Origin of the sequence: Eubacterium segne, from assembly GCF_014287775.1 — a bacterium.
Lineage (GTDB): Bacteria > Bacillota > Clostridia > Lachnospirales > Lachnospiraceae > Eubacterium_G > Eubacterium_G segne.
Map to the genome: position 1 here is coordinate 85,764 of NZ_JACOOZ010000008.1, position 26,624 is coordinate 112,387.

A 26,624-nucleotide genomic window follows, 5' to 3' on the forward strand; every position below is an offset into this window, starting at 1 on the left:
TATGTTAGGAGGAAATTGCTATGAATTATTACATGAATAATGGTTCCTCTAATGCAGAGGAAAATAATAAAGAATTAAATAACGAAATTAAGGCTGTTTACGAAAGCCTTGAAAAGAGAAAGGATGGTACAACAAGACAGACCATTAGTAATGCAATTATTGTATTGGAAAATGACCCTGAATTTAAAGGGGCAATTAAGAGAAATGAACTCTCGTGTCAGACAGACATAGTAAAGGAAATGGACTGGCGCAGACGTTCTAAATCATTTACGGATACAGATTTTAACAACATTCTTCTCCGTATGGAAAAGAGATATGGAATTACCAGAGATAAGAATGTTAAGAGAGCCATTGATATTGTTAGTAACAACAATCATTACCATCCTATTATTGAAAAGCTTGAAGGTCTTAAATGGGATGGAGTTGTGAGAGTAAGACATCTTCTTCCAAAATATCTTGGGACAGAGGAAAGCGATTATATTTACGAGGCTACAAGAATAATGATGATGGGAGCAGTACAAAGAGTATATAATCCCGGATGCAAGTTTGAATATATGGTCTGTTTAGTTGGCGGACAGGGAGCAGGAAAATCCAGCTTTTTAAGATTTCTCACAATGGAAAACGAATGGTTTTCAGATGATTTGAGAAAACTTGATGATGAAAATGTATTTAGAAAGATTCAGGGACACTGGATTATTGAAATGGCGGAAATGCTTGCAACCTGCAACGCAAGAAGTGTTGAGGAAATAAAGTCATTTTTAAGCCGTCAGAGTGAAACATATAAGGTTCCCTATGAAACACATCCGGAAGATAGACCACGACAGTGCATATTCGTTGGTTCGTCCAACAATGCTGACTTTTTACCTTTTGACAGGTCAGGTAACAGAAGATTTATACCTGTATTTGTTGATAAGGATAAGGCAGAGCAACATCCACTTGAAGATGAGGATGAAACAAGAAGTTATATGGAACAGTGTTGGGCAGAAATTATGGACATGTATCACAGGGGTGTTAATACAAAACTTGTATTTAATAAGGAACTTACGGAAGAATTGATTGAAATGCAGAAGAACTGTATGCCGGAAGACACAAAGGTTGGCATAATTGGAAACTTCCTTGAAACAACGAAAGAGGATTATGTATGTTCCTCAATGATTTATGAATTGGCATTTCACCATGAAAATGAAGAACCTAAGCCTTATGAATCAAAAGAAATCGGAGCAATTATGAGAAATGAATTTTCAAATGATTGGGAATCAATATCCACTCATCGATTTAAAAAGTATGGAACCCAGAGAGGATGGAAGAGAAAACGTATTGATGAATTTGTGGAAGTAGATGAAAATGTTCAGCTGCCTTTTGATGTGTAGAATTGAAACTTCACGACATGATGTCGCAAAGTAAAAGTTAGTGACATCATGTCACTTTCTTTTGGAGTTGGAACCTCGGGACCTGAAGTCCCAAGGTTGAATATTACCGGAGTGCAAGTGACAGTAACAGCTGTAATATTTGTAAACAGTGAATGTAAACAGCATGTGATTTTGTAAATGGCGGTTGATTTGTAAACAGTAACAGTGACTGAAAAATCGGACTGTTTACATGAAAACAGTGAGAAAATCCTTTATTTATGGGAAATGTGAATTTAATGTAAACGGCAAACTGTAAACAGTGATGAGAAAACTAAAAAAAATAAATTGTTTTATTATGTGTTTACAATTTGGGTTAGATTGGAGGAAAAATGGAAAAGAAAAATAAGAAAATGATGATAGATGAAGATTTGTTCAGAATGATGTATCAGTATTTTATTTTTGACAGAGAAGATTTACGTGAGGAAATCAGTGAAGGACTGGTTGAAAAGATGGACAGGCTTATTACTAGAGATTTATATACGAAGAGCTTAACGGCCGGTACGGATGAAGAAAGAGAGAGTAACAGAATAGCTTATCTTAATCGGAAAGGAATACCGGAGGATTTCCGTTGGTAGTTGCCTTTGATGATTAAGACCTGTGGGTGACACCCGCAGGTAATGGTAACATTAAGCCGGTTATAAAAACGACGGAAAGGGAAAACGGATTAGATGTTACGTCTGCTCACACATAAATATTTTATAACAGTGAGCAGAACTGATGCCGTAAAGGCAGCATTTAAAGCCCTCGGCAGAGCCCCTGCAGTTGTGTCTATGACAGAACTGCTAGGAGGTTATCAATTATGGCAGAGCCAAATTGATAAGAACTACCCGTTTTCAATAGACTCGGGCAGACAACTAAAGAATAACAACGTGCAGGTGTCACCGCACGTATTAAAACAATAAAAGAAAAAAGGAGTGAGATTATGGCAGGATTATCATATTCAGCACACCTGAGCCGGAAGAACAGTGCCATTAACAGCAAGGCAAAACTCACAGGTGTTGCAAAGCACAATTTACGAAAGTACCGCTCCTTGGAATACGATAAGGAGAACATTGTAATTTTATGGGGTACGGATAAATTAGTGCAGGATGTAAAAAAAGTATATAAGGAACAGTTTGACGATGCAGTCAGGGAATATAACAAAAAGCAGACAAGGGATGACAGAAAGATTGATGATTATTTTGAAAAGACTGCAAAGTCAAACAAGGACATGGCAGTGGAACTTATTTTTCAGATAGGAGACAAGGAGTTCGGGATAAGAATCCTGACAAGCGAAGAAGGATGGATGTGGCATTTAAGGAAATGCTTAACATATTACAGGAGGAAGCACCAAACCTTGTTGTGGCAAATGCAGTGATACATTATGATGAGACAAGCCCACACATGCACGTGGTGGCAGTTCCCGTAGCTGACGGATTTAAAAAGGGAATATCAAAGCAGGTATCAAAGAGAAAAGTATGCACAAAGGAATTTCTTGAAAAAGTACTGCAGGGCAGAATAAGAGAATATGCAGAGGGCAGGTCATTCATATGGATTGGAGAATTTCTGAAAGGAAAGGAAAAAGGTCGCAATAATGATTTGGCAGTTAAGGAATATAAGGTAAAAAGGGAAAATGAGAAGTATGAAAAAGTAGTAAAAGAGGTTGAAAATCTGAATAATGAAATTCTTAAAAAGACTGTTGAAAAGAAAATCGCAGATAAGAAGCTGGAGAAAACATATGAAGAAATGAAAGAAGCTGATGCCGTGGCACAATGGGGAATAAAGGACATAAAGGAATTTGAAAATAAAGTAGCAAAAGGTCCGGAAGAACCCAAAGGACTAATGAGTGCAAAATCTTACAGAGAAAAGATTGTAATGCCATTCATTGCAGGTTTAAACAGAATATTTAAAAGAATAGTTAAAATGGCAAAAAGCTGCTTTGCAGAGTCAATGGAATTGAAGAAGAAATTGGAGCAGGCAAATGAAGACAGAGAAAGGCTGGCAGAAGTAAACGAAACTCTTAGATGGAGAGTAAAGTGTATGGATCAGGAGATTGATGAGAAAGCTGAAAGGATATGTGAGTTGGAAGAGTCAGAGTTTATGCTGGAATATTTTAGGAGATTTATCAGGAATGAAGATTATGAAAGGATTGTAGAGATGGGGAAGGAGGAAAGAGAGAATAAAAGATTTACTCGTTAAAAATATGATAGTTCTAGTACAAATGGGACTACTAAAGGTAGTTGCTTGGCAAAAGAATTATGTTTATTTGGAGAGGGTGTTATGATAAAATGTAGATACATTTAGATTATACAGAATAAAATTATTGAGGTAATAAATATGAATAAAACAAGCGAATGGGGAAAAGAAGTTATAAATAAAGCATTGGAATATGCAAATTATGAATGGTATGCAACAGATAAAAATCTTAAACATGGAATTGATAATAAAGGAATAGAAGTCGATACTCCAGATACTACGTGGCGTGGAGAAAAACTAGATTGTGGTTGGTGGAAAGTAAGCCAAAAGAATATAGGAATTCCATATGGATGGGGATTAGGTTCTACGTTAGAGGAGTTTGAAAATGGACTTGCTTCAGGAAAATACGCAGGTAATGTACCAGAGGATAAATCCAGAAGAATAAGTTACGATTGTGTTGGAGTAGATTGTTCAGGTCTGCTGACTATATGTTGGAATTTACCACAAAAAATTTCAACAAGAGTAATACCTGATTATGCTAATGTTGTAGAAAGAATAGAAGAGATACAACAAGGAGATGTATTTGCTAAAATTGGAAGTCATGTTATGTTCTTTAAAGAGTTTACAAGTGAAAATCAAAAAGTAGCTGTTATTATTGATGCCACTAGAAGTACAGGTAAAGTTTCTGTGCGACATGAAAACGTTGAAGAGTTATTTGGCAAAGGATATAAAATATATCGAAAGAGGTAGTGGAATTGGAATATGAGTTGAAAAGAAGCAAAATTATATAAGAATAAGTTCAAATTACTACTGGATATATGTGGTGAGTGTTTTGTAGAAAGAAAAATAGAACTTGCGTTCGAAAATGCTATATAATATAATTAAAGTATGTATTTTACAAGGAGAATAATTTTTTGTTATGCGAACAATGCTATTAAGCTTTAAACCTAAATGGTACAACTTAATTAAGGATGGAAGCAAGATATTTGAATATAGAAGAACCTTTCCAGATGAGGAAATAATGGCTTATATGTATGTGAGTAGTCCAATGAAGCAAATTGTTGGAAAGATCCGTTTAGGACGAAAAATTGATATTAATACATGGAAAGAAAAGTATAAAGATGATGGTGAAGTTTCTGAAAGAATAGACGAATATTTAGAAAAACACACATATGCGATGCCAATATTGTCTTTTCAAATGACCAAAGAAATTAATTTAGAAACTTTACGAAAGTTTGATTCAAAATTTGTATGTCCACAAATGTATTATTATTTAGAAAATTATCCAAAATTGTTTGAATTTATAGAGACAAATGCTTCAGAAATAGGTAAATTAAAAGTTAATTCATTTGATAAAATTAGTAAAGAAGATATATGTAGACAAGAATACTAGGAGGTACATTATGGGAGATTTTGGCGATGCAGAAAGAAAGATTTTATCTTTTATGGTAGAAGGAACAGAATTTAAGTTTGAGGACGAAAAATTTGTGGTAGAAATTTCGGGAAAACCAACCTGTCATAAAGGAGAACCTAAAACAGATATTTATGTTTTAGCAAAATCAGCATCTGATAAAAAGGAAATAAAAATATCGTATAAAAAAGAAAATGCCGATTTTATTGAAAATAAAATGAGTGCTGAAAGAGCAGAACAATTATTTGGAAAAAATTGGGCAAAAATTATTGAAGATTCAACGACATCAATTATGGATAAATTTGAAGAGAGAATGTTAATATATAAAAACAAATTTAAAAGAACGGAAAAAGGTGCAATAACACTAGGCTGGAAATTTGAACTGTTGAATAAAAGTAGTGGCGATTTGTCTGGAAAAATGAAGTTAACAGAAGAACAAGTAATTGATGTTTATGCAGGGAGTAATTTAGCAGAAGACAAAAGAAATGCTATGGTTAATGGGAAAGTAATTAAAGATAGCGGTGTTGCAAATTACATATTAATGGATGAGAATATTAATTCGGCACAGGATGTAATTGATAAGATGATTCCTATAAAGGATTATGTTAAAATGCATCCTGATATTTATTTTGCTTGCAAAGCACTTAATTATAGATCATTTGCAAAAAAATGGGATGGTAATAGACCACTTTCTGTACAAGTAAATTGGAGTGCTAAACATAATAAATTAATTCCTGAGTTAAGTTTTGATCATCCTTTAACTGTTAAAGGAAACGAGATTGCGAATAGATTAATACACTATATGAAAACATTGAATATAGAAAATACAGATGATATTGATGAAGACAATGCAGGAACAGATAGAATAAGTTGAGGAGAAGAAATGGCTGTTATTTTAGAAGAGCGTGGTAGAGGTAAATTTAAGCCTGCACCAGAGTATAATGTAAATGAAGTTAGAGAATTACTTAATAAGAAAATAGAAGAAGAGAGAGAAGTATTTGAAAATTGCAGTGAAGAAATTGAATTTGACAAACTTAGCTATGATTCTAAAAAGTGGAATTTAGTATCATTATTTTCAGGATGTGGAGGATTAGATTTAGGATTTGAACTAGCAGGATTACAAGCAGTGATGGGTAAAACTGTAATGGAAGAAGCGTTTAGAGACAAAAGAGTTTTTGATGAAAATATTGATAACAATGTCTTTAATACAATATATGTAAATGATATCTTTGACGAAGCGAGACAAACCTATGCTCAAAATGCTGGAAAATATATTTATATGGATAAAAGTGATATAAGAAAAATTAAAGAATTTCCAAAAGCGGACATTGTTCTGGGCGGATTTCCTTGCCCTGGATTTTCAGAAGCGGGTCCACGATTAGTGGATGATAAAAGAAATTTCTTATACCTTCATTTTATTCGCTGTTTGATGCAAAGTAAACCTAAAATATTTGTTGCCGAAAATGTTAAAGGAATGATGACTCTAGGAAAAGGAGAAGTATTTAAACAGATTGTTCAGGACTTTGCAGCAGCAGGGTATAAAATTTATCATAAACTTCTTAATTCAGCAGAATATGGAGTACCACAAATTAGAGAACGAGTAATTTTGGTTGGAGTGAGAAATGACATAGATTTTGAATATGTTCATCCAAAGCCAACTCATGGATATGGGGTTAATGGATTAGAAGAAGTTGTGACTTTACAGGATGCAATTGGTGATTTAGAGGAAAATCCGGGAGAATATTTTGTTGGCTCATACTCAACTATTTTTATGTCGCGTAATCGAAAAAAATTATGGAGTCAGCCAAGTTTTACTATTCAGGCATCAGGACGACAGGCACCTATACATCCGGGTGGAGAACCTATGGTAAAGGTAGGTAAAGACAAATATATATTTAGTGATGGAGAAGAGAATAATAGAAGATTGTCAGTTAAGGAAATTGCAAGAATTCAAACATTTCCAGATTGGTATGAGTTTAGTAGGGGTACAAGCAACAGAAATGCAAATTCAAAACTTGATTTAGTTTATAAGCAGATAGGAAATGCTGTACCGGTAAGGTTAGCATTGGCAGTCGCAGAACCAATAGCAGAATTTGCTAAGGAGCAGTTGGAGAAGAAAGAAAAAGAATATGTAGTTGTTCGTAATGTTGGAGAAGACAAACGAATGATGGCATAAATTGAGTTTACAAGGAGAAAATATGAATATTGAGTTATTAGATTTTGAAAAAGAAAATTTTGAAGGGAAAGAAAATAAAAAGGTTATGTTGTCTGAGGAAGAAATTAATGAAAAATATGAAATTGGAGAGGCAAGAATTGTTACAGAACAAGGAGCTATTAAATTACCGCTAGTAAAAGATGTTTTTACAAACGGTAAATATGACAGAAAACCGATATATCAAAGACGAATTACTTGGGATAATAAAAAGCGCTCTCGTCTTATCGAATCATTTATAATGAATATTCCAGTGCCACCTATATTCATATATGAAGTAGAGTATGGTAAATATGAGGTGATGGATGGTCTTCAGCGTATTTCGGCAATTATGGATTTTTATGATAATGAATATGCATTAGAAGGTTTAACGGAATGGCCAGAATTAAACACAAAAAAATATAGTGAATTACCTAAAAAAATAAAAGAAGGTATTGACAGACGACAAATATCAGTAGTGTCATTACTAAAAGAATCAGCTAAATCTCAAGAACAAGAGCAAAGAATGAAAAGGATGGTATTTGAAAGACTAAATACCGGTGGAGTTAAATTAGAAGATCAAGAGATAAGAAATGCACTATATAATGGTGAATTTAATAAATTGTGCAAGGAACTTTCGACAAATACAACATTTCGAAAATTGTGGGGAATACCGGTAAGTGTTGATGAAGATAATAATACTAAAGAACTATATCAATTAGATACAGTAGATTCATTGGATGTGGCGGATGAACTCGCTTTAAATAACTTATATATGAGAATGTATGATGTTGAATTAGTATTAAGGTTTTTTGCGATGAGACATGTTAATGAATATTCAGGGCAATTATCTGATTTTTTAGACAAGTGCATGATTTTTGGAAACACTATTTTAGAAGAAAATTCAGATAGAGGAGATGTGCTAAAAGAATTATTTATAAATACGATTGAAATAGCAAATAAAATGTTTGGAGATAAAGCTTTTTGTCAATACAAAGAAATTAGAAATCAATTTAAATGGTCAAAACCACAGAAGATGATTTATGATTCACTTATGTTGGCATTAACAAAATATGATATAAATAGTGTACCAAATAACAATAAACTAATTACACAATATATGGAAAAAGCATATAAACAAAACGAAGAAATGTTTAACGGGAAAAAACAATCAAAAACCGATATATTAAATAGAGCCGACTTTTTCGAAAAAATTGTTCAGAATATATTAGAAGGAAATATGGATGAATAGAATTAACATAAGTAAGGATGAGTATTTAAACAATTTAAAAGATATACGAAATTATATTACATGTATGGAAGAACAACATTCATTAATAGACAATTTTGATAGGGAAAATTTAGATGTGAATATTATAAAACAAAGATTTACAAAAGTGATGAGCACCCCAGTGGTTTATAATGCTGTAATCATAAGTTTGTATGGGTGCTTTGAAAACTATATTGATAAAATTGCTGATTCATTATTAGATTTTTGGGTGGAAAAAGCAGACAGGTATGTCAATTTAGCAAATGAAATTAAGCAAAAACATATAAAGAAAAGTGGAGAGTTTTTGGTGAATTCAAATAGGTTTAAAAATTTTGAAATTACTGAACTAGAGGTAATTAAAAATTTATATTCGTGTTTTGAAGAAGAAAAATTTTCACTTAATAAAGAACTTTTGTTAACGCATAGTGGCAATTTAGGAATAGATCAACTAATAGAGTTGTTTAATGATTTGGGAATAAAAAACTCTAAAGCAAAAATCTTGGGAAAAAAGAAGTTTGTCGAGTATATAAAAAATAAAAATGAATTCTCAGATGAAAAAGCAAAAGAGTACATTAACAAGAAAAAAGGTGGAGATGTTAATAGACTGTTTGAAGAATTAACACAATTAGTTGAACAACGAAATAAAGTTGCACATGGCTGGTGCGTAGATACCAGGCTATCAAATAGTGTGTTGGTCGAACAAATAATACCATTTATGGAAATGATGGGACAAGTTATTTGCGACATATTCGAGGAAGAATTAATCATAATTCTACAAACGTGCGGCTTATTAAATGAAATCGATATGATTATCGATGTGTACAATAATAATATATTATGTATTAATAGTAAAAAATCAAGATTAAAAGTAGGGGAGTATATTTTTGCGTATACGGGGAAGGATTACAATAGATTTAAAATATTGAATATTCAGCATAATGAAAAAGATATACAGAAAGTTGAAGAAGATAATATAGATGTTGGAATTTTGGTTGATGGATATATTAAAAAAAATTGGAAATATTACTATACATAATACATAACTTTGAATAAGTAAGGTGAAAATATTATTTTAATCCACTGTTGAATTTGTGCAGTCGTCAAACTGTCGTCATTTTTCTCTGCAAATAGAAATAATGACAGCACAGGCAACCAAAACAAGTAGGAAATGCAATGAAAACTAAATAAAAAACATTAAGTAATGGTGAGACAATTTCGTGAAGGTGGTAGAACAGTAGGTTCAGGTAAGGTTGCTACAATTATTGAATAATAAGCTAGAAACCTAGTATTTATAGGCATTCCCGAAATTTTCGGGGATGCCTTTTTTGCACACCGTTTGCAAAAATTGGAGGATAAAATGGAAAGATACCAATTGACAGATCATGATAAAAGATTGATAGAAATAGGTCTTGATGTGTTGAAAAAGAATTTTGATGATGGAATTTATAATCATACAGTAGGATGTGCAGTTCTATGTAAAAATGGAAATATGTATAAAGGTGTAAATTGCGACGGGATACATGGTTCTTGTGCAGAGTACATAACAATTGGAAGTGCTATTTCTGCAGGAGAAAGAGAGTTTGAAACAATTGTGGCAGTTCACGATAAACATTTAAATTGTGTTATTCCACCTTGTGGAAATTGCAGACAAATGCTATATGAGTATTGTCCAGATATAAAAGTTATTGTTAATGATGAAAAAGGACAACTCATAAAAGTTAAAGCAAGAGATTTATTGCCTTTTGCTTGGGAACCCGTAATTTGTTAAATTAGATCTTAGAGGAAAGAAAATGAATGATATAAAAAATAAAGTAAGGGTACGAAAATTTCAAAAAGCAGATGCAGAGGAAGTACAGGAGTTAATTGTACGTAATTTTCTTGAAGTAAATAGCAAGGATTATGGAATTAAAGCAATGCAGGAACTTGCAGTTAACTATGGAATTGATAAGATTTTACAAATTGTTAGTTATGCTCATATGTATGTATTTGAACTAGACGACAGGATCGTTGGTGTGGGTTCAATATCAAGTTTTTGGGGAAGTGAAACAGAAAGTATATTGTTGACTATCTTTGTGTTGCCAGAACTTCACGGAAACGGGATAGGCAGAATTATTATGCAAACATTGGGACAAGACGAACTATATTTACGAGCAGATCGAATTGAAATTCCATCTTCTATTACGGCAACAGAATTTTATCGTAAATTTGGATATGATTACAAGGATGGAATAAAAGAGTTAGATAGTGAGCAACATTATAGATTGGAAAAATATAAGAAAATAGGATAGAATGAACCTAATATAAGTTACAAAATAAAAAAAGTTTATGTTGGATTATAAAGTAAGAGGATATTAGGGAGAGCTATGCATTTGAATTATAAGTTTGAATATTCTAATAATTTTATTGATTTGTTTAAGAAGGACATATATGAGAATTATGTTTTGGATATTATGAATGCGTCTACAAGAGTGTTTCCGTATAAATACGAAAAAGTAATTGTGCAATCAAATGGTGAGTGTGTTTTTGCAATTTGCTACGGACTATTTTAGAGCAATATATGATGAACTTAAAAAAGAAATTAATATTAAAAACAGAAAAATATATGTTATTTTTTGTTCTAGCGAAAAGAATGTATTTGCAGTTAGAGAATTGGGAGGATATATTACGGATTATATTCGATGCAATAGTATGGAGAAATATTTTTCGTGCGAGGTAATATGTGTTTAAAAATATATTGATATTATCTGAGTAATAAACAAAAGTATTATTAATTAATAAAAAACAGAAAGTTGGTGAAAATATGTAAGAAAGAGAAAGCCAATCTATAGAGTGGAAAGAGTCGTGGTAAGATGAATATTTAAAATGGATTTGCGGATACGCCAATGCTCAAGGTGGAACAATATACATAGGTATGGATGACAATGGTAATGTTATTGGCATTAATAATGCGAGAGATTTATTAGAAAGAATACCTAATAAAATAACGGATATAATGGGTATCATTGCTGATGTAAATCTTTTACATGAAGGTGAATTGGAATATATAGAGATAATTGTAGAAAAATATCCGTCTTTAATTAGTTTTCGTGGAAAATACTATTATCGTTCTGGAAGTACCATGCGTGAAATTACTGGAAAGGAATTGGAAAGAACGTTGTTAAAAACGCAAGGAAGAACATGGGATGGTGTTCCATTGCCTAAATTGTCAGTAACTGATTTAAAACAAGATGCAATACAGTTATTTAAAGAGAAGGCAGTAAAAAGAGGAAGACTTACAAAGGAAGAAGTAAGCGTAGAAGATGATATTTTGATGGAAAATCTTCATTTGATTGATGAAGATGGATATTTGATAAAAGCAGCTATGCTGGCATTTTATAAAGATCCTGAAAAGTGGGTAACAGGCTCATATATCAAGATAGGCTATTTCGGAAAATCTGATTCAGATTTGGTGTACCAAGATGAGGTACATGGTCCGTTAATAGAACAGGTAGATAAGACAGTTGATTTGGTTTATACAAAATATATGAAGGCTCTAATTGACTATGAAGGTATTCAAAGAGTTGAGCAGTTTATGTTTCACAAAGATGCATTTCGTGAAATTTTGCTTAATGCCATTGTGCATAAAGATTATAGTAGTTGTAATCCAATTCAAATTAGCGTATATAAGGATAAGATATATATTTGGAATGATGGAGAGATGCCACCAAATTTGGATTCGACAGACAAATTGTTTATGAAACATTCTTCTAAACCATACAATCCGAAACTGGCAAATGTCTTTTTCAAAAGCGGTATGATTGAAGCTTGGGGAAGAGGTTTTGAGAAAATTAAGGAAGCTTGTGCGTTGTATGATGGACCATTACCAGAATATGAGATTAATGAAGCAGGCATTATGGTTTTGTGCAAGGCTTGTGATAGGTATTTGGAGTTGTTAAGAAATGATGTTCAACATCCTGTTCAAAATGAACAAGATGTTGAACAAGATATAAAAAGCGCAATTATAAAATATTGTAAAGAACCAAGAACTACAAAAGAAATTATTGAATATTTCGGTTTTGCAAACAGGTTATATTTGAAAAGACATTATTTGGATGCAATGTTGACAGATGGTCAGTTGAAAATGACTATACCAGATAAGGCAACGAGTAAGAATCAGAAGTATTATTCGTAAGAATTGGGCATCCTGTTCACTATCTTGTTCATGGTGAACAGGATAATGTATATAAATTGCCACATCACAAAAATAAATAGAAAGAGGATTGCGTATGACAAGAAAGCAGATATGGTCGGTCATAAGAAGTTTGGATTATAAGTTAGACGATAGTGCGATGGAGACTTGGTGCTGGGGATACCAAGTAGATGTTGGTATAGTTCCCAAAATAGAAAGAAATGCAGATGGAAAACAGGAACGAAAGCAATTGGAAATTGATTTCGTTGCTAATATGGGAAGTAGGAGATATTATATACAGTCAGCTCTTAGTTTATCAGATGAAGAAAAAATAAGACAGGAAAAGGCATCATTACTTAACGTTAATGATTCGTTTAAGAAGATTATTATTGTTAAGGATGTTATAAACGTACAGCGTGATGAAGGCGGTATTGCAACTATGAGTATTTATGATTTTTTGTTGAATGAGAATAGTTTGGAAATGTAATAAAACAGTAAAACATTGTCACCATTCAAAAACTTGCAAAAAGTATTCGTTGTCTGATGAGAGTATTTGTAGGATTATAAAGAAGACGAAATAAAAAGAGGTATATATGAAGATAGTTAAAGATTATAGAGATACCAAAGAATTAAGAGACAGCTTTAATGAACTGGCGAAGAAAGTTTTCAATCTTTCATTTGAGGAATGGTATCAAAATGGATTTTGGAAAGAGAACTACAATCCGGTTTCCATTGTTATTGAGGGAAAAGTGGTTTCTAATGTTTCAGTGAATAAGTGTAATATGAATTACAACGGAAATATTTTAAAACTTCTTCAACTAGGAACTGTTATGACTGCTCCGGAATATAGAGGAAACGGTTATGTAAGAATATTAATGGATGAAATAATGAAAGAATATGAGGGTAAGGTAGATGGAATATATTTGTATGCAAATGATTCTGTACTCGATTTCTATCCTAAGTTTGGTTTTGTCACAAAACCGGAATTCCAGTATAGTAAGCATGTTATAAACACTGCAACAGATGTGACAGAGAATATTCCAATGGAAACATCTGAAGATTGGGTAAAGATGGTAGATATTATAAAAACCAGGCCGCAGTGTGGTAACATGACAATGAATGGAAATGAAGGACTGTTCATGTTTTATTTATCACAGTTCATGAAAGAAAATGTTTATTACGTCAATAGTATAGATACATACGTTGTGGCTGAGGTAGATGGAGATACTCTTATGTTGCATGCTATTTTCGGAGAAGCATCTATTGATGACGTGATTACATCTTTTGGAAGTAATATTAGCAATGTGATTTTATTTTTTACACCTATAGATAAAACCGGCTATGAAGAAAAGAAGGTTGATGAAGAAGATACAACGTTCTTTGTTAAGGGAAAAGCATTTGAAATATTGGGTGATTACAAGTTTATGTTACCGGCAATTACTCACGCATAAATAGTAATGTAATTAAAAAACGGTGATAAATTTATGCGGAATAGATGATAATAAAAAACTAGAAAAGAATGAGTCTTAAAAAATACAAAATAGGGAAATTTAAATGTAAATTATTAAAAAATTCAGAAAGGAAAAATATGAAGTCTATATTAAATATTATTAGTTATATTGTGGTTTCTTTATTAGTCGCTGTATATTGTACGTACATACAAAGTAAATTATCATATAATATGTCCATTGTATATGTGTATTGTTTTTACAATGTGATAATGGCAGTAAAAAAATGGTATGTACAAAAAAGTAGTTCAGCGACAAAGTAGATGTTTTTGTGCATTTGTAAATACATATCCCCTGGTTTTTCTTAAGAAAACAAGAAAAGTAGTTTATAATAATAAGCATAAACCTAAAGTTATTTACACTACTGCTACCTTTATGTTACTATTCAGGCAACATATTTAAGGAGAGGTGAAAACACATGATTAGAAATAAAAAGGTACTGGGTATAATTGTTCTTGCAGTAATTGTGGTTGCAATTGGTATCACAATATTTGTTACGAATAAAGATGGAGGAAAGGGAGGACTGACGGTATTTGAGGTAAACAGTTCCAAGATTGTTATTACAGGCAATGACAAAAATATAACTCTGACTAATGATGAAAAATCGGAATTTACCAGATTGATTAAGAAAATTGTAAATGAAAATAATACAATAAAAGGTGATATTTCTGAAAAAAATTATGACTTTAAGATTGATTTTGACAATGGTTATGCTGCGTATATATTACAGGAAAAGGAATTATTGTTTGAAGGTGATGTGAAAAAAATTGAGGAAGATGACATGACCGAATTGAATAAATATATTTCTAAAATGAAATAAATTAATTAAAGCGGCAGAACGTCTTTATACAGGTTGCGGATTTCAATTTGTGGAAGCTAAAAATATGTATTACGAAGGTACTGGTTGGACAGAGTATAAAATGTTTGAATTGAATTTGTAAGCATGATTTGTAGAATCATATAAAAGACAGGAGAAAAAATGAAAGTATTACTGGGAACAACAAATCCTTCAAAAGTAAAAAAATTTTCGGAGCTTTTAGCTAATTGCAATATAGAATTTATTACTTTAAAGGAATTTGAGATATCATAGGAACCGGAAGAAGTAGGAAAAACACCTGAGGAAAATGCCGTATGTAAAGCAAAATTTTACGGACAGTATTTTGATGCTGTTATTTGCAATGACTCAGGTTTATATTTTGAGGAACTTGATTTAGATGATAAGCGACAGTCGGGGCTTAATGTTAGAACACCAATGGGTATGGAAAGGATGTCGGATGAAGAAATGATAAAATATTATTCTAAGCTGGTATCAGACCTTGGAGGAAAAGTGTCTGCCTATTATCTTGATGAAACTGATACTGATAGCATAGAAAATGTAATTTATGGAGAATACAAAAAGAGAGTAGTGGAATTTTTAAAGAATGCACTGAATATTAAATAATAATATAGCAGATAGAGTGAAAAATAACTGTTATAATCAGAGATAAATGGTGAAAATTACGACGTAGGAATGTTGATAAATATTAAATTTAGGTATTACATTAAATAGAAAAATATGTTATACTTCCCTAGCAATTTTATTATGGTTATTATTGGAAACGCACAATCCTCCGGGATGATAACGAACAACACATTAGTTATAAGTTATCGATAGGAGGATTTTTTATGCCAAAAAACAAATTTCAGGATGTAATATTTACAATTATTATGGCTACAACGATGGTTTATGGAATGGTTGTGTATAATGTAGCACTTAATACATGCAGTGTAACAGGGCAAACATTTATTAGTGCAACCCATGAATTGCCAATTATGGTGCCTGTGGCTTTTGTATTAGAATTTTTCGTAGTGGGGAAAATAGCTAAAATATTAGCCTTTACTGTGATGAAAACAAGCGACAGACCACAGATTATAACATATGCAATTTCAATTTGCATTTGTTGTATAATGTGTCCAATAATGAGTTTAGTTGCTACCATACTGTTTAAGGAAACAAAAAGCTTTGGGACATGGATACAGACATGGGCAATGAATTTTCCAATGGCAATATGTTATCAGATGTTTTATTGTGGTCCTTTTGTAAGGCTTATATTTAGAATGATTTTTCGTGAAAAAAATCACGAATCATAAAAATGATGGCTTTACATAAAGATTGTTTACAATCAGAAACCCATGACGAAGGAAAAAATCCGAATCCTATGCAAAAGGAATGTCGTGGATAAAAACAAATGTTAAATTAGTTATGGATGAGTTAGATGAAACCATCGCTGACTTAATAACTGACGGATGTAATATGGGCGTTAAATCTTTGAATGAATATCTTAATCAGTACAAAGCCGCTTATGAGAAGACTAAAGATATTGCAAAACGCTTAGTTAATATAGAAGAGAGTTTTGCCATTGACATAAGAAAATATTTATAGTATTTTAAGCAAAAAGATAAATTATAAAGAAAGGCAAATCTTGAAAAAGGACAATAAATTAAAGAAACAAAGGATTATAATAGCAATTGTTTTTATAATAATTATTGGCTATGTGGGAGTATACTTAAAGGGCGTTCCCTGTATTATTAAATATTTCACAGGTGTTTCATGCTTAGGTTGCGGAATGACCAGGGCATGGTTAGCAGCACTAAAATTAGATTTTTCAATGGCATTTTATTATCATCCGTTATTTTTTATGCCGGTGGTGATTTTAATTATTATACTAAATAGAAAAAGACTAAAGCCAAAAGCTTTGTCGGGTATTATATGGACTGTGCTGATTTTATTTGGCATAGTCTACATATATAGGATGTTTACACCTAATGGCATAGTGGCTTTTCAGCCGGAAAAGTGGCTGTTATATAAAATATTTAATAAATGAAGTTGCTTATTTTGGTATGTAGAATGGCAATTTATACTTTGGATGATTTCATTAAAATATGTTGGTAGAAATGATTTTACCGGAATATTTTTTTTTGTAAAATCATAAGAATAAAAAATGTAGGAAATTACTCCATATAACACTTTTGTGTGATGTGGGGGAAGGTTTGCCTATGTTATTATTTTATTAACACCACAATTATTGGAAGGAGAGTGAACATTATGAAAGAAAAAATAGTTGCAATTATATTATCACTTACAATGATAATAGGTTTAGGTGGAACAATGCATACACCTGCAAATGCAGCAGAAACAAAGTCAGTATCAAAGCAGGTTAATGACATTTTAGATGCAAAAAATGCAGATGTTACGGCTAATTTTAAGGCGAATGTAAAGGGAGAGAAAGTAGCTGAACAGCTTTATAGAACTTTTAGACAGTTAGCTTTTGATTATAACAGTGATTATGGTTCATATGAAGATGGAAAATTGGTTTTAACTAAAGAAGGTGAAGCATTTTACAACCGGATGCTTAAATTAGGCATTGCATCAGGTTTAAATGAAGATGGCGAACCTATTGGAGCAGATGTTTTAGACTTAAAGGGAACAGTAAAATCATCAGTTATTGATTCACAGAATTTTAATTTAGATTTATATCTTCAGCTTGCAAAAGGAAAAAATGCAAAGGCAATTTCATTAAATTATAACAATGGAAAAATTAAAATTAATTTAGGCACATTAGTTTCATTTGTGAAGGAATATACAGGAAGAACTGTTAATGATATTTATGATGCATTGGAGATACCTGCCATAGAAGAGCTTACACTTAATGGAATAAACGAATTAAATAAATACTTAAAGTCAGAACTTGGAATTCGTGAAGTATTATCTTATACAGTGTATACAGAGGAAGATGGTGAAGACGTGGCTGATAAAATAGGATGTATTAAAGATGTGAATTATGGAGAAAAAATGTATCCAAACTTTAACATATCCAGTGAGCAGTTAATGAGTACAGGGAAAGATTTATTGGCATTGGTTCTTAATACAGCTGACTATACTCTTGGTAAATTTGAAACAAAGTCAGGTACAAAATCAACTATTAGTGTAACAGAAAAAAATGCGACAGAGTTAATCAAGAGACTTAGTCTGGCATTAGGAAACAATGCGGAAGTTATAATAAATAGTGCAGCAGATAGATTGTTTGCATTACCTGGATTTGATGAAGTAGCTAAATCATATCCAAAGGGATACTTAGATGCAGTGAAGAAAGAAATGGTTTTCCAGGTTAAAAGTATATCCAGAAACTTAGATGCCTTAACTAAGGAAGAAGAAGTGAAGGATAAGGGAGGAAACATAATTAAGTACATTCCAATTGAACAAGCAATTGAAATGAACAAAGTCAAGGCATCTGCTAATTTTACTGCTGACACTAAGGGTAAAAAAGGTTCAAGAGATGCACTGTTTACAGGAAGTATTAAATTCGCATCAGGAGAGGGTAAAGAGGCTACATCTGTAGATATTTCATTTGATGTATCAGTTAAGGAAAAAGGAACAAAGAGTAACGATACAAAACCTTCTGTTAAGAAAGTTAAAAAGGGATATATTGTAAAGGCTAAAAGTGGTACTTATGTAGTTACATCAATATCAAAGAAAACTGTTTCTCTTAAGGCAGCTAAAAATAAAAAGACTGTAAAAATTCCTGCAACAGTAACAATTGGTAAAGATAAATACAAGGTTACTGCAATTGGGAAAAAGGCATTTAAGAATTGCAACAAAACAAAGAAAGTAGTAATTGGAAAAAATATTGAAAAGATTGGAAAGAAGGCATTTAGCGGAATTAACAAGAAAGCTACAATTAAGTGTCCTAAGAAATCTTTAAAGAAGTATAAAAAAATGATTATGAAAAAATCTACAGGGTACAAAAAGACTATGACAGTTAAATAATCGTTAGTAAATAAAGTTGTAATCCCGGTCATTGGTGGTGTATGTGACCGGGGTTATTTTATGTAAAAATAGAAATAGTAAATGCACATACGTAGTTAATAACTGCATAAATGTATAGTGATTTATATAGATGTAAGTGGTGGAAATGTATATGAAACTTATATTGAAACGAAAAAAAGTGAAGAGTTTAGTAGTCTTGTGTACAATTGGAAAAGTGAATTTGAAAAGTTTGCTCCGACCCTTAATGTTTCCATGGTTGTTGGAACGGCAGAAGAGAGAAAACAGGTTAAGTGAACTCTGGAGCGAATTTGACTATCTTATGCCGGGGCTTCATTTAATAAAGAGGAACTTCTGGAGTTATTGTCATAAAGATGTATTGCAAAAGAGTTTCAATGGAGTTACCATAAAATATACGGTATTAAGGTATAAAAGTACCGTTACAGGAGGAAGAACAATGATTAATAATATTGAATTAAGAAGATACGAAGTAAGGGATATTCCTGAAATGGTTAATATTTGGAATGAAGTTGTTAAGGAGGGAAATGCTTTCCCACAGGAAGATTTACTGACAGAAGAAAAGGGTAAGATATTCTTTGAGGGACAGAGCTATTGTGGAGTAGCAGTAAACAAAGACACAGGAAAAATACTGGGAATGTATATTTTGCATCCTAATAATGTTGGAAGGTGTGGACATATTGCTAATGCAAGTTTTGCAGTTTCATCAGAAAGCAGAGGACTTCATATTGGTGAAAAAATGGTGCGTGACTGCATACAACAGGCACACAGGGAGCAGTTTAAAATTCTCCAGTTTAATGCAGTAGTGGAATCAAATATGCATGCAATACATTTATATGAGCGAATTGGCTTCAAGCAGCTGGGAGTCATTCCCAATGGCTTCAAGGTGGATGAAGGAAAATATGAAAATATATGTGTGTACTATATAGAAGTGTAGTGGTGGGAAAAACACAATGAAAGTAATAACATTAATTGAGGACACCCCGGAGGATATGGAGTGTGATTTTGAACATGGTTTGGCATTATATATTGAAATTCAACAGTATAAATTGTTATTTGATACGGGAGCCACAGGCAGATTTGTGGGAAATGCCGCAAAATTAGGAATTGATTTAAATGAAATTGACAAGGTTATTATAAGTCATGGGCATTATGATCACGCAGGTGGTTTGCTTAAATTTTGTGAGATAAACAATCATGCACAAATTTATATGCAAAAAAATGCAACAGAGGAATGCTATTATAAAGACACATATATAGGAATAGATAACAGAATATTGAATTTGCCGCAGCTTAAATTAGTAGATGGAAGCTATAAAATAGATGATAATTTATATTTGATTTCTAATGTACCCACAGAAAAGAGAAATATAAAATTTCTAAGAAAAGTGGATGGAAAAATTACAGAAGATGATTTTTCCCATGAGCAAAGCCTTGTAATATGTACAAAGAAGGGAAATGCCCTTATATCAGGGTGTGCACATTGTGGAATTATAAATATTTTAGAGGCATATAAGAAGAAATTTGCCAATGAGCCAATGGTAGTAATCAGTGGGTTTCATATGTTTAAAAACGGTGGGTATACTAAAGAAGAAACAGCAAATATAGAGGCTATTGCAAAAAAATTAAACAAGATGTACACTATTTTTTATACCGGGCATTGTACAGGGGATAAAGCTTATGAGATAATGCATAAAATTATGAAAGATAAATTAAAAGCCATTCACACAGGAAAAATAGTGGAAATTAAAGAGTGATTATAAGAAAAAGGCTTCCAGCCGGGAGGTAGAACAATTAGAAATCTGGGATATCATTTAGAATCCCTTGCAATTGTAGACAGGATGAATGCAGATACCGGAGAGATAGAGTTCAGGCAACAGTAGAAAAATAAATATATGCAAAACGTAATACTATAAAATAAACTAGGAGGTAGTATGTGTACCGCAGCAACATATAAAACAAAGGATTTTTATTTTGGAAGAACATTGGACTATGAGTTTTCATATGGCGATGAAATTGCCATAACTCCGAGAAATTATCCAATTAATTTTAGACATACAAAGGCTTTAGATAATCACTATGCCATAATGGGCATGGCGTATGTTGTAGGGGAGTATCCTCTATATTATGATGCAATTAATGAGAAAGGTCTTGGAATGGCAGGGCTTAATTTTGTTGGAAATGCCATGTATCAGGAAGTTAAGGAAAATGAAACCAATGTGGCTCAGTTTGAGTTTATTATGTGGATTTTGGCACAATACTCCAATGTAGATGAGGCAAGGGAGGCGCTGTCCCATATGAATCTGGTGGCAACACCTTTTAGTGAGCAGTTGCCTTCTGCACAGCTTCATTGGATAATTGCAGATGAAAAGAGCTCAATTACAGTGGAATGTATGGCAGACGGACTTCATATATATGACAATCCCGTGGGAGTTCTTACCAACAATCCACCCTTTGATCAGCAGATGTTTATGTTAAACAATTATATGAATTTATCTCCTAAACAGCCTGAAAATAAGTTTTCAAAGGATTTGGATTTTAATGCCTACAGTCGTGGAATGGGAGCTTTGGGGCTTCCGGGGGATTTGTCATCAGCTTCAAGATTTGCCAAGGTTGCCTTTACCAAAATGAATTCCGTATCAGGAGATGGCGAAGAGGAAAGTGTCAGTCAGTTCTTCCATATTCTAGGCTCTGTTGACCAGCAAAGGGGATGCTGTGAAGTGGAAGAAGGCAAGTATGAGATAACAATTTATACTTCATGCTGCAATGCAACCAAGGGGATTTATTATTATACAACCTATAACAATCATCAGATTACCGCAGTGGACATGCACAGGGAAAAATTAGATGGAGATAAGTTAGTACGGTATCCGTTAATTACAGGAGAGCAGATAAATTATCAGAATTAACTAATTAAATCTAACACATTTGCTAAAATATATATAGCGACCTTCCGGGGAAAATGGTATAATTACTGTTATATAAATTATGAGTTTCGGATAAAATCGAATAGGGAGGTGCTAGTTATGATTCTTACATTTTTAGGAGCAGACCATGAAGTTACAGGAAGCTGTCATTTTATTCAGGTTGGTGACAAAAAGGTACTTGTGGATTGTGGAATGGAGCAGGGAAAGGATATTTATGTAAACCAGGAACTGCCGGTTTTAGCAGGAGAAATCGATTACATTTTTCTTACCCATGCCCATATTGACCATTCAGGTCTCATTCCACTGATGGTGAAACAGGGATTTAAAGGACAGGTGTTTGCTACCAGAGCTACCTGTGATTTGTGCAACATAATGCTTCGTGATAGTGCACATATTCAGGAGTTTGAGGCAGAATGGAGAAACAGAAAGGCAAAGAGGTCTGGTGAGGCACCTTATGAACCCATATACACTATGGATGATGCTGTGGCAGCCTGCGAGTTGTTAGTTCCGGTGGACTATGACTGTATGGTGAAAATCTGCGATGAAATCTCCGTGAGGTACGAGGATGCGGGACATTTGCTAGGTTCTGCCAGCATTAAGATGTTTTTAACTGAGGGAGAGGAAAAGAGAACAATTATTTTTTCAGGGGATGTTGGAAATATTAATAAACCTATTATTAAAGATCCTACACCTATGGATGGTGCTGACTATGTTCTTATTGAATCAACTTATGGTGACAGATTACACGGAGACAGACCGGATTATGTGGGAGCTCTTGCCAGAATACTAAATGAAACCTTTGAGAGAGGTGGAAATGTAGTTATTCCGTCTTTTGCTGTAGGCAGAACTCAGGAAATGCTATATTTCTTAAGAATTATAAAAAAAGAAAACATGGTTCCCGGATTCCCTCATTTTCAGGTTTATGTTGACAGTCCTTTAGCGGTGGAAGCTACAAACGTGTTTAACAATAATATAATAGACTGTTTTGATGATGAAACCATGGAACTTATAAATCAGGGAATTAACCCGCTGAGATTTGAGGGATTAAATGTTTCCGTAACAACTCAGGATTCCATTGCCATCAATGAAGATATGAAACCAAAGGTTATTTTATCGGCATCAGGAATGTGTGAAGCCGGCAGAATCAGACATCATTTGAAGCATAACCTTTGGAGGGAAGAGTGTACTGTTTTGTTTGTGGGATATCAGGCAGTAGGTACTCTTGGAAGGTCACTTCTTGAAGGCGCTAAGTCAGTAAAACTTTTTGGTGAGGAAATTGCAGTAAATGCCCACATTGAAAATTTAAAGGGAGTAAGTGGTCATGCAGACCAAAAAGGACTGATTAACTGGATGGAATCCATGATGAAAAAGCCGGATAAGGTGTTTGTCGTTCATGGAGAAGATCAGGTGTGTGATACTTTTGCAGAACTGTTAAGCAAACAGCATGGTTATGATACATATGCTCCATATAGTGGAACAGAGTTTGATTTAATATCCGGTGAGTTGATTAAAGAAGGTATTCCACAACGAATCGCTGAGAAGGCAAAGAAACGCAGGGCTAATGGAATTTACGACAACCTTGTATCAGCAGGTAACCGTCTTATGGCTGTTATTAAGAGAAATGAAGGTGGAGCCAATAAAGATTTGGCAAGATTCACCAGTCAGATACAGTCTCTATGCGATAAGTGGGACAGATAAAACAGAAATTTAGAGAAGATATATAAATAGGCAGTTAGAATGTGATTTGAACACGTTCTGACTGCCTGTTTTGCTGTTGCTTGTTTAACTACAGTGTTTCATATTTTCTGATTACACCTAATCCAATAGGATGTGGACCGGTATGTACGCCGGATACGATACCAATGGCAACATTGGTTTCGGAATTAAGTTTAACTCCAAGAGTTTCCTCTACATCATTCATAAAGCTGACACCTTCTGTTTTGTCATATCCGTATCCTACGGAAACCACGAAATTGTCTTTTCCGTTTTCATCAAGATAAGCCTTAGCTGTTGATAAAACCTTAGCCTTAAGTTTATTTCTGTTTCGTCCGATACCCCCAAGGCTGATATCTCCATCTTTCATTATAATAACAGGTTTAACGTCGATTTTGCTGGCAATAGATGCAAGCTTACCGATACGACCACCCATTTTTAAATAGTCAAGAGAACCTACTGTAAAGAAAATACGGGCGCTTGCCATTAAAGGCTCTAATTTCTTTAAAGAATCTTCAAAGGAAATTCCTGCATCACGCATTCTAACCATCTGGTCAATAATAAGAGCCTGAGTTACGGTATTTTGCTTAGAATCAATAACAGTAATGTTAGCATCAGGATTTTCTTCCTCAATCATTTCCTTTGCATTCATTGCTGAGTTATAAGAACCACTGAAAATAAGAGTAATGGTAAAGCAAACAACAGGAATACCCTTGTCAGTAAATTCCTTAAAAGCATTGTAATAGCTGTCAACACTTGGAAGGGAAGTTTTAGGGTAAACTCCCGGATTTGAAACCATTCTCTCATAACATTCATCTCTTGAAATATCTATGGAATCCCTGTAATATGTCTCTCCATCAAATGAAACTGAAAGAGGAACTATTGTAATATCGTGTTCTGCAATATACTTTTTTGACAAATCACAGGCACTGTCACTAATTATCTTATACATAGACTTGTAAAACTCCTTAACATAGTATTTAATACTACATAGTATATCATATAAAAAACATTAATCAATATTATTTTTATCAAAAAACAAAATTTTACCACATAAGTTGTAAGATATATGCTAAAATGGAGAAAAAGTTTTTATAAGTGAGGAAGGGAAAGTGAATAAAATCAAATCATTATTACAGTATCAAAAAGAAATCATTGAAGGTTTCTTTGTAAGTGCGGTAGGAAGTTGGGCGTTATGTTCAATAATACGAGGGGCATACAGGCACATTAATGATGTAAATTTTGGAGGAGCTACTAATATTGCCATTGTCATATGTCTATTTGTGATAGGTATGGCACTTATGGCCATGCTTTATATACATAAGGATTCCATGGCAAAACTGGCTATGTTTGCTTTTGTGTATCTTTTTGTAATTTTGTGCGCATGTCAGGGATATTCCGTTTCATGGGGAGATGCATCATATTATAACCGGATTGGAAATGTATGTTTCCAAACAGTGCTGTGTGTCATTGCGGTTTTGGCATTTATGTATGTGAAAGAGGATATTTTTAATATTTTTGCTAAAATTCATTTAACTAAAAAAGAAATATGGATTGTTGTAGCTGTAATTGGTGTTTTACTCTTTGCCTTTATAGGAGTGGTTACGGTATACAGATATCTTACATATAGCAATTCAACATTTGATTTTGGTATATTTGCTCAAATGTATGAATATATGAAGCAAAAAGGAACCATCAGCACTACAGTAGAGAGAAATAAATTGCTTTCACATTTTGCAGTGCATTTTTCACCTATATTTTATATAGCGCTTCCAATATATTTTATATTTGATAACGCCATAACAGTTCAGCTTATACAGGCATTTATGGTTGCCATTCCTGTTATACCAATATTATTACTTTGTAAACATCACAAGTTATCTAACCAGATGGCAATTGCAGTTTCACTGATATATGCTTTGTATCCGGCTACGGCAGGCGGAACATTTTATGATATTCACGAAAACTGCTTTATAACATTTTTTCTGTTGATGTTAGCCTGGACAGTTGAAAAAAAGAAGAACGTTGCAGCGGTTATATTCGCAATTTTGTCATTGATGGTTAAGGAAGATGCACCGGTTTATGTGTTTATATTGGGGATATTCTTCCTGTTTTCAAAGAAGGATAAAAAACGTGGTGTTATTCTTATTGTGGCATCAGCAATTTACTTCGCTATGGCAACAGCCATAGTAAACAGCTATGGTCTTGGAATACAGGAATATAGATTTGGAAATTTATACTTTACTCAGGATGGAGGTCTTATTCAGGTATTTGAGACGCTTTTGGCTAATCCGGGTTATGCCATCAGTCAGATTATAAGAAACACAAATGATAACTCAATGGATAAAATCGGATATATCATTTCCATGCTTGTTCCTGTAGCAGCAGTGCTTTTTACAACAGGAAAGAAGTATTCAAGATATATATTACTTCTTCCGTTTATAATCATTAATTTATTGCCGACATATTTATATATGCATGATATAACATTCCAATACGATTTTAGTGTTATAGCACTTATGATGTATGCAATTATATTAAACATAGCAGATATGGATATAAACAGGGCAAAGAAACTGGCAACTGTTTCGGTAATATGTGCCAGTGTAATGTTTATGGGAAGCATTTACCAGAAGGCACCGTATTATGTATCAAGATATAATGCGGACAAGGCTACATACCAGGGACTTAACAAGGCACTGGACATGGTTCCGGAGGATGCTTCAGTATGTGCATCAGGATTTTTGGTACCACATTTGTCAAAGAACCTTATTTTATATGATCAGAATCATCTTGAAAGTGATATATATACTGATTATCTGGTAGTGGATGCAAGATATGATACTGAAAAAGAGAAGTTTAGCAATATTATAGCTTCAGGCAAGTATGAAGTGGTGTATAATGTGGACGGATTAATAACAATTTACAAAAGAACTTCAAATTAAAAGTTAGAACACATCTCTTTATATTGAAAGGGATGTGTTTTTTTGCTATACTTTTATATGGATTTTTATGCCTTTTAAAGGTAAA

Annotated in this window: 29 protein-coding genes and 1 pseudogene; 29 read left to right on the top strand and 1 reads right to left on the bottom strand. The window is 33.0% G+C overall.

The features are described 5' to 3' along the window. Positions 1-32 precede the first annotated feature (32 nt). The 28 genes and pseudogenes from H8S00_RS11200 (at position 33) to H8S00_RS11330 (ending at position 23,579) form a co-directional block, all read left to right on the top strand. Positions 33-1,370 carry a virulence-associated E family protein gene (locus H8S00_RS11200; protein ID WP_366459861.1) on the top strand — a complete coding sequence of 446 codons (1,338 nt, stop codon included), beginning with the start codon at positions 33-35 and terminating at the stop codon, positions 1,368-1,370. A gap of 368 nt (positions 1,371-1,738) precedes the next feature. After that, on the top strand, positions 1,739-1,984 hold the full coding sequence (locus tag H8S00_RS11205) for a complexin-2 (protein WP_243169585.1): 246 nt from the start codon (positions 1,739-1,741) through the stop codon (positions 1,982-1,984). A gap of 347 nt (positions 1,985-2,331) precedes the next feature. Then, positions 2,332-2,766 carry a hypothetical protein gene (locus tag H8S00_RS11210; RefSeq protein ID WP_186840571.1) on the top strand — a complete coding sequence of 145 codons (435 nt, stop codon included), beginning with the start codon at positions 2,332-2,334 and terminating at the stop codon, positions 2,764-2,766. Then, complete coding sequence (locus H8S00_RS11215; protein ID WP_186840572.1) at positions 2,697-3,587, top strand: plasmid recombination protein; 891 nt, start codon at positions 2,697-2,699, stop codon at positions 3,585-3,587. Before H8S00_RS11210 ends, H8S00_RS11215 begins: the two co-directional genes overlap by 70 nt. A 138-nt stretch (positions 3,588-3,725) precedes the next feature. Next, complete coding sequence (locus H8S00_RS11220; protein ID WP_186840573.1) at positions 3,726-4,334, top strand: NlpC/P60 family protein; 609 nt, start codon at positions 3,726-3,728, stop codon at positions 4,332-4,334. Between the two features lie 178 nt (positions 4,335-4,512). Then, positions 4,513-4,977: an ASCH domain-containing protein gene (locus H8S00_RS11225; RefSeq protein ID WP_186840574.1), complete on the top strand. Its 465-nt coding sequence runs from the start codon at positions 4,513-4,515 to the stop codon at positions 4,975-4,977. 10 nt (positions 4,978-4,987) lie between these two features. After that, complete coding sequence (locus tag H8S00_RS11230) at positions 4,988-5,869, top strand: hypothetical protein (RefSeq protein WP_186840575.1); 882 nt, start codon at positions 4,988-4,990, stop codon at positions 5,867-5,869. Between the two features lie 9 nt (positions 5,870-5,878). Then, positions 5,879-7,171 carry a DNA cytosine methyltransferase gene (locus H8S00_RS11235; protein ID WP_186840576.1) on the top strand — a complete coding sequence of 431 codons (1,293 nt, stop codon included), beginning with the start codon at positions 5,879-5,881 and terminating at the stop codon, positions 7,169-7,171. Between the two features lie 22 nt (positions 7,172-7,193). Then, positions 7,194-8,438, top strand: a complete 1,245-nt coding sequence (locus H8S00_RS11240; protein WP_118565289.1) for a DUF262 domain-containing protein — start codon at positions 7,194-7,196, stop codon at positions 8,436-8,438. Then, the gene (locus H8S00_RS11245; RefSeq protein WP_186840577.1) at positions 8,431-9,492 is read left to right on the top strand and encodes a HEPN domain-containing protein; all 1,062 of its coding nucleotides are present in this window, start codon (positions 8,431-8,433) and stop codon (positions 9,490-9,492) included. The genes H8S00_RS11240 and H8S00_RS11245 overlap by 8 nt, the downstream gene beginning before the upstream one ends. A 300-nt stretch (positions 9,493-9,792) precedes the next feature. Continuing rightward, a complete protein-coding gene (locus H8S00_RS11250; RefSeq protein ID WP_243169586.1) occupies positions 9,793-10,224 on the top strand; it encodes a cytidine deaminase family protein in 432 nt (143 codons plus the stop codon). Positions 10,225-10,246: 22 nt separating this feature from the next. Continuing rightward, a complete protein-coding gene (locus H8S00_RS11255) occupies positions 10,247-10,744 on the top strand; it encodes a GNAT family N-acetyltransferase (protein WP_186840578.1) in 498 nt (165 codons plus the stop codon). An 81-nt stretch (positions 10,745-10,825) separates the two neighbouring features. Continuing rightward, complete coding sequence (locus H8S00_RS11260) at positions 10,826-11,005, top strand: hypothetical protein (RefSeq protein WP_186840579.1); 180 nt, start codon at positions 10,826-10,828, stop codon at positions 11,003-11,005. A 317-nt stretch (positions 11,006-11,322) separates the two neighbouring features. Further along, on the top strand, positions 11,323-12,627 hold the full coding sequence (locus H8S00_RS14105) for an ATP-binding protein (protein ID WP_366459863.1): 1,305 nt from the start codon (positions 11,323-11,325) through the stop codon (positions 12,625-12,627). Between the two features lie 94 nt (positions 12,628-12,721). Further along, a complete protein-coding gene (locus H8S00_RS11270; protein ID WP_243169588.1) occupies positions 12,722-13,111 on the top strand; it encodes a hypothetical protein in 390 nt (129 codons plus the stop codon). Between the two features lie 106 nt (positions 13,112-13,217). Then, on the top strand, positions 13,218-14,075 hold the full coding sequence (locus H8S00_RS11275; protein WP_186840580.1) for a GNAT family N-acetyltransferase: 858 nt from the start codon (positions 13,218-13,220) through the stop codon (positions 14,073-14,075). A gap of 475 nt (positions 14,076-14,550) precedes the next feature. Further along, positions 14,551-14,952, top strand: coding sequence for a hypothetical protein (locus tag H8S00_RS11280; RefSeq protein WP_186840581.1), 402 nt, complete (start codon positions 14,551-14,553; stop codon positions 14,950-14,952). A gap of 282 nt (positions 14,953-15,234) precedes the next feature. Next, positions 15,235-15,330 (top strand): annotated as a pseudogene (locus H8S00_RS14110) (hypothetical protein); the annotation flags it as partial. Between the two features lie 60 nt (positions 15,331-15,390). Continuing rightward, positions 15,391-15,573 (top strand): hypothetical protein, encoded by a 183-nt coding sequence (locus H8S00_RS11285; protein WP_186840582.1) that lies wholly within the window; start codon positions 15,391-15,393, stop codon positions 15,571-15,573. A gap of 224 nt (positions 15,574-15,797) precedes the next feature. Then, positions 15,798-16,262 (top strand): DUF2798 domain-containing protein, encoded by a 465-nt coding sequence (locus H8S00_RS11290; RefSeq protein ID WP_186840583.1) that lies wholly within the window; start codon positions 15,798-15,800, stop codon positions 16,260-16,262. 79 nt (positions 16,263-16,341) lie between these two features. Next, positions 16,342-16,554 carry a hypothetical protein gene (locus tag H8S00_RS11295; RefSeq protein ID WP_207721425.1) on the top strand — a complete coding sequence of 71 codons (213 nt, stop codon included), beginning with the start codon at positions 16,342-16,344 and terminating at the stop codon, positions 16,552-16,554. A gap of 40 nt (positions 16,555-16,594) precedes the next feature. Further along, positions 16,595-16,996 (top strand): DUF2752 domain-containing protein, encoded by a 402-nt coding sequence (locus H8S00_RS11300; RefSeq protein WP_186840584.1) that lies wholly within the window; start codon positions 16,595-16,597, stop codon positions 16,994-16,996. Between the two features lie 221 nt (positions 16,997-17,217). Continuing rightward, positions 17,218-18,939: a leucine-rich repeat protein gene (locus H8S00_RS11305; protein ID WP_186840585.1), complete on the top strand. Its 1,722-nt coding sequence runs from the start codon at positions 17,218-17,220 to the stop codon at positions 18,937-18,939. A gap of 117 nt (positions 18,940-19,056) precedes the next feature. After that, positions 19,057-19,233 (top strand): hypothetical protein, encoded by a 177-nt coding sequence (locus tag H8S00_RS11310; RefSeq protein ID WP_186840586.1) that lies wholly within the window; start codon positions 19,057-19,059, stop codon positions 19,231-19,233. Positions 19,234-19,393: 160 nt separating this feature from the next. Further along, the gene (locus H8S00_RS11315; RefSeq protein ID WP_186840587.1) at positions 19,394-19,891 is read left to right on the top strand and encodes a GNAT family N-acetyltransferase; all 498 of its coding nucleotides are present in this window, start codon (positions 19,394-19,396) and stop codon (positions 19,889-19,891) included. A 16-nt stretch (positions 19,892-19,907) separates the two neighbouring features. Next, positions 19,908-20,711, top strand: coding sequence for an MBL fold metallo-hydrolase (locus tag H8S00_RS11320; protein WP_021951841.1), 804 nt, complete (start codon positions 19,908-19,910; stop codon positions 20,709-20,711). A gap of 177 nt (positions 20,712-20,888) precedes the next feature. Next, positions 20,889-21,863, top strand: a complete 975-nt coding sequence (gene bsh, locus H8S00_RS11325; protein WP_021951842.1) for a choloylglycine hydrolase — start codon at positions 20,889-20,891, stop codon at positions 21,861-21,863. Between the two features lie 117 nt (positions 21,864-21,980). Further along, entirely contained in the window at positions 21,981-23,579 is a 1,599-nt protein-coding gene (locus H8S00_RS11330) for an MBL fold metallo-hydrolase RNA specificity domain-containing protein (RefSeq protein ID WP_021951843.1), read from the top strand. 88 nt (positions 23,580-23,667) lie between these two features. Here H8S00_RS11330 and H8S00_RS11335 read toward each other — a convergent pair whose 3' ends face one another. After that, positions 23,668-24,546 (bottom strand): DegV family protein, encoded by an 879-nt coding sequence (locus tag H8S00_RS11335; protein WP_118589799.1) that lies wholly within the window; start codon positions 24,544-24,546, stop codon positions 23,668-23,670. Positions 24,547-24,706: 160 nt separating this feature from the next. On the opposite strand from H8S00_RS11335, the gene H8S00_RS11340 reads away from it, so the two are divergent. Then, positions 24,707-26,539, top strand: a complete 1,833-nt coding sequence (locus H8S00_RS11340) for a DUF2079 domain-containing protein (RefSeq protein WP_186840588.1) — start codon at positions 24,707-24,709, stop codon at positions 26,537-26,539. Positions 26,540-26,624: the final 85 nt, after the last annotated feature.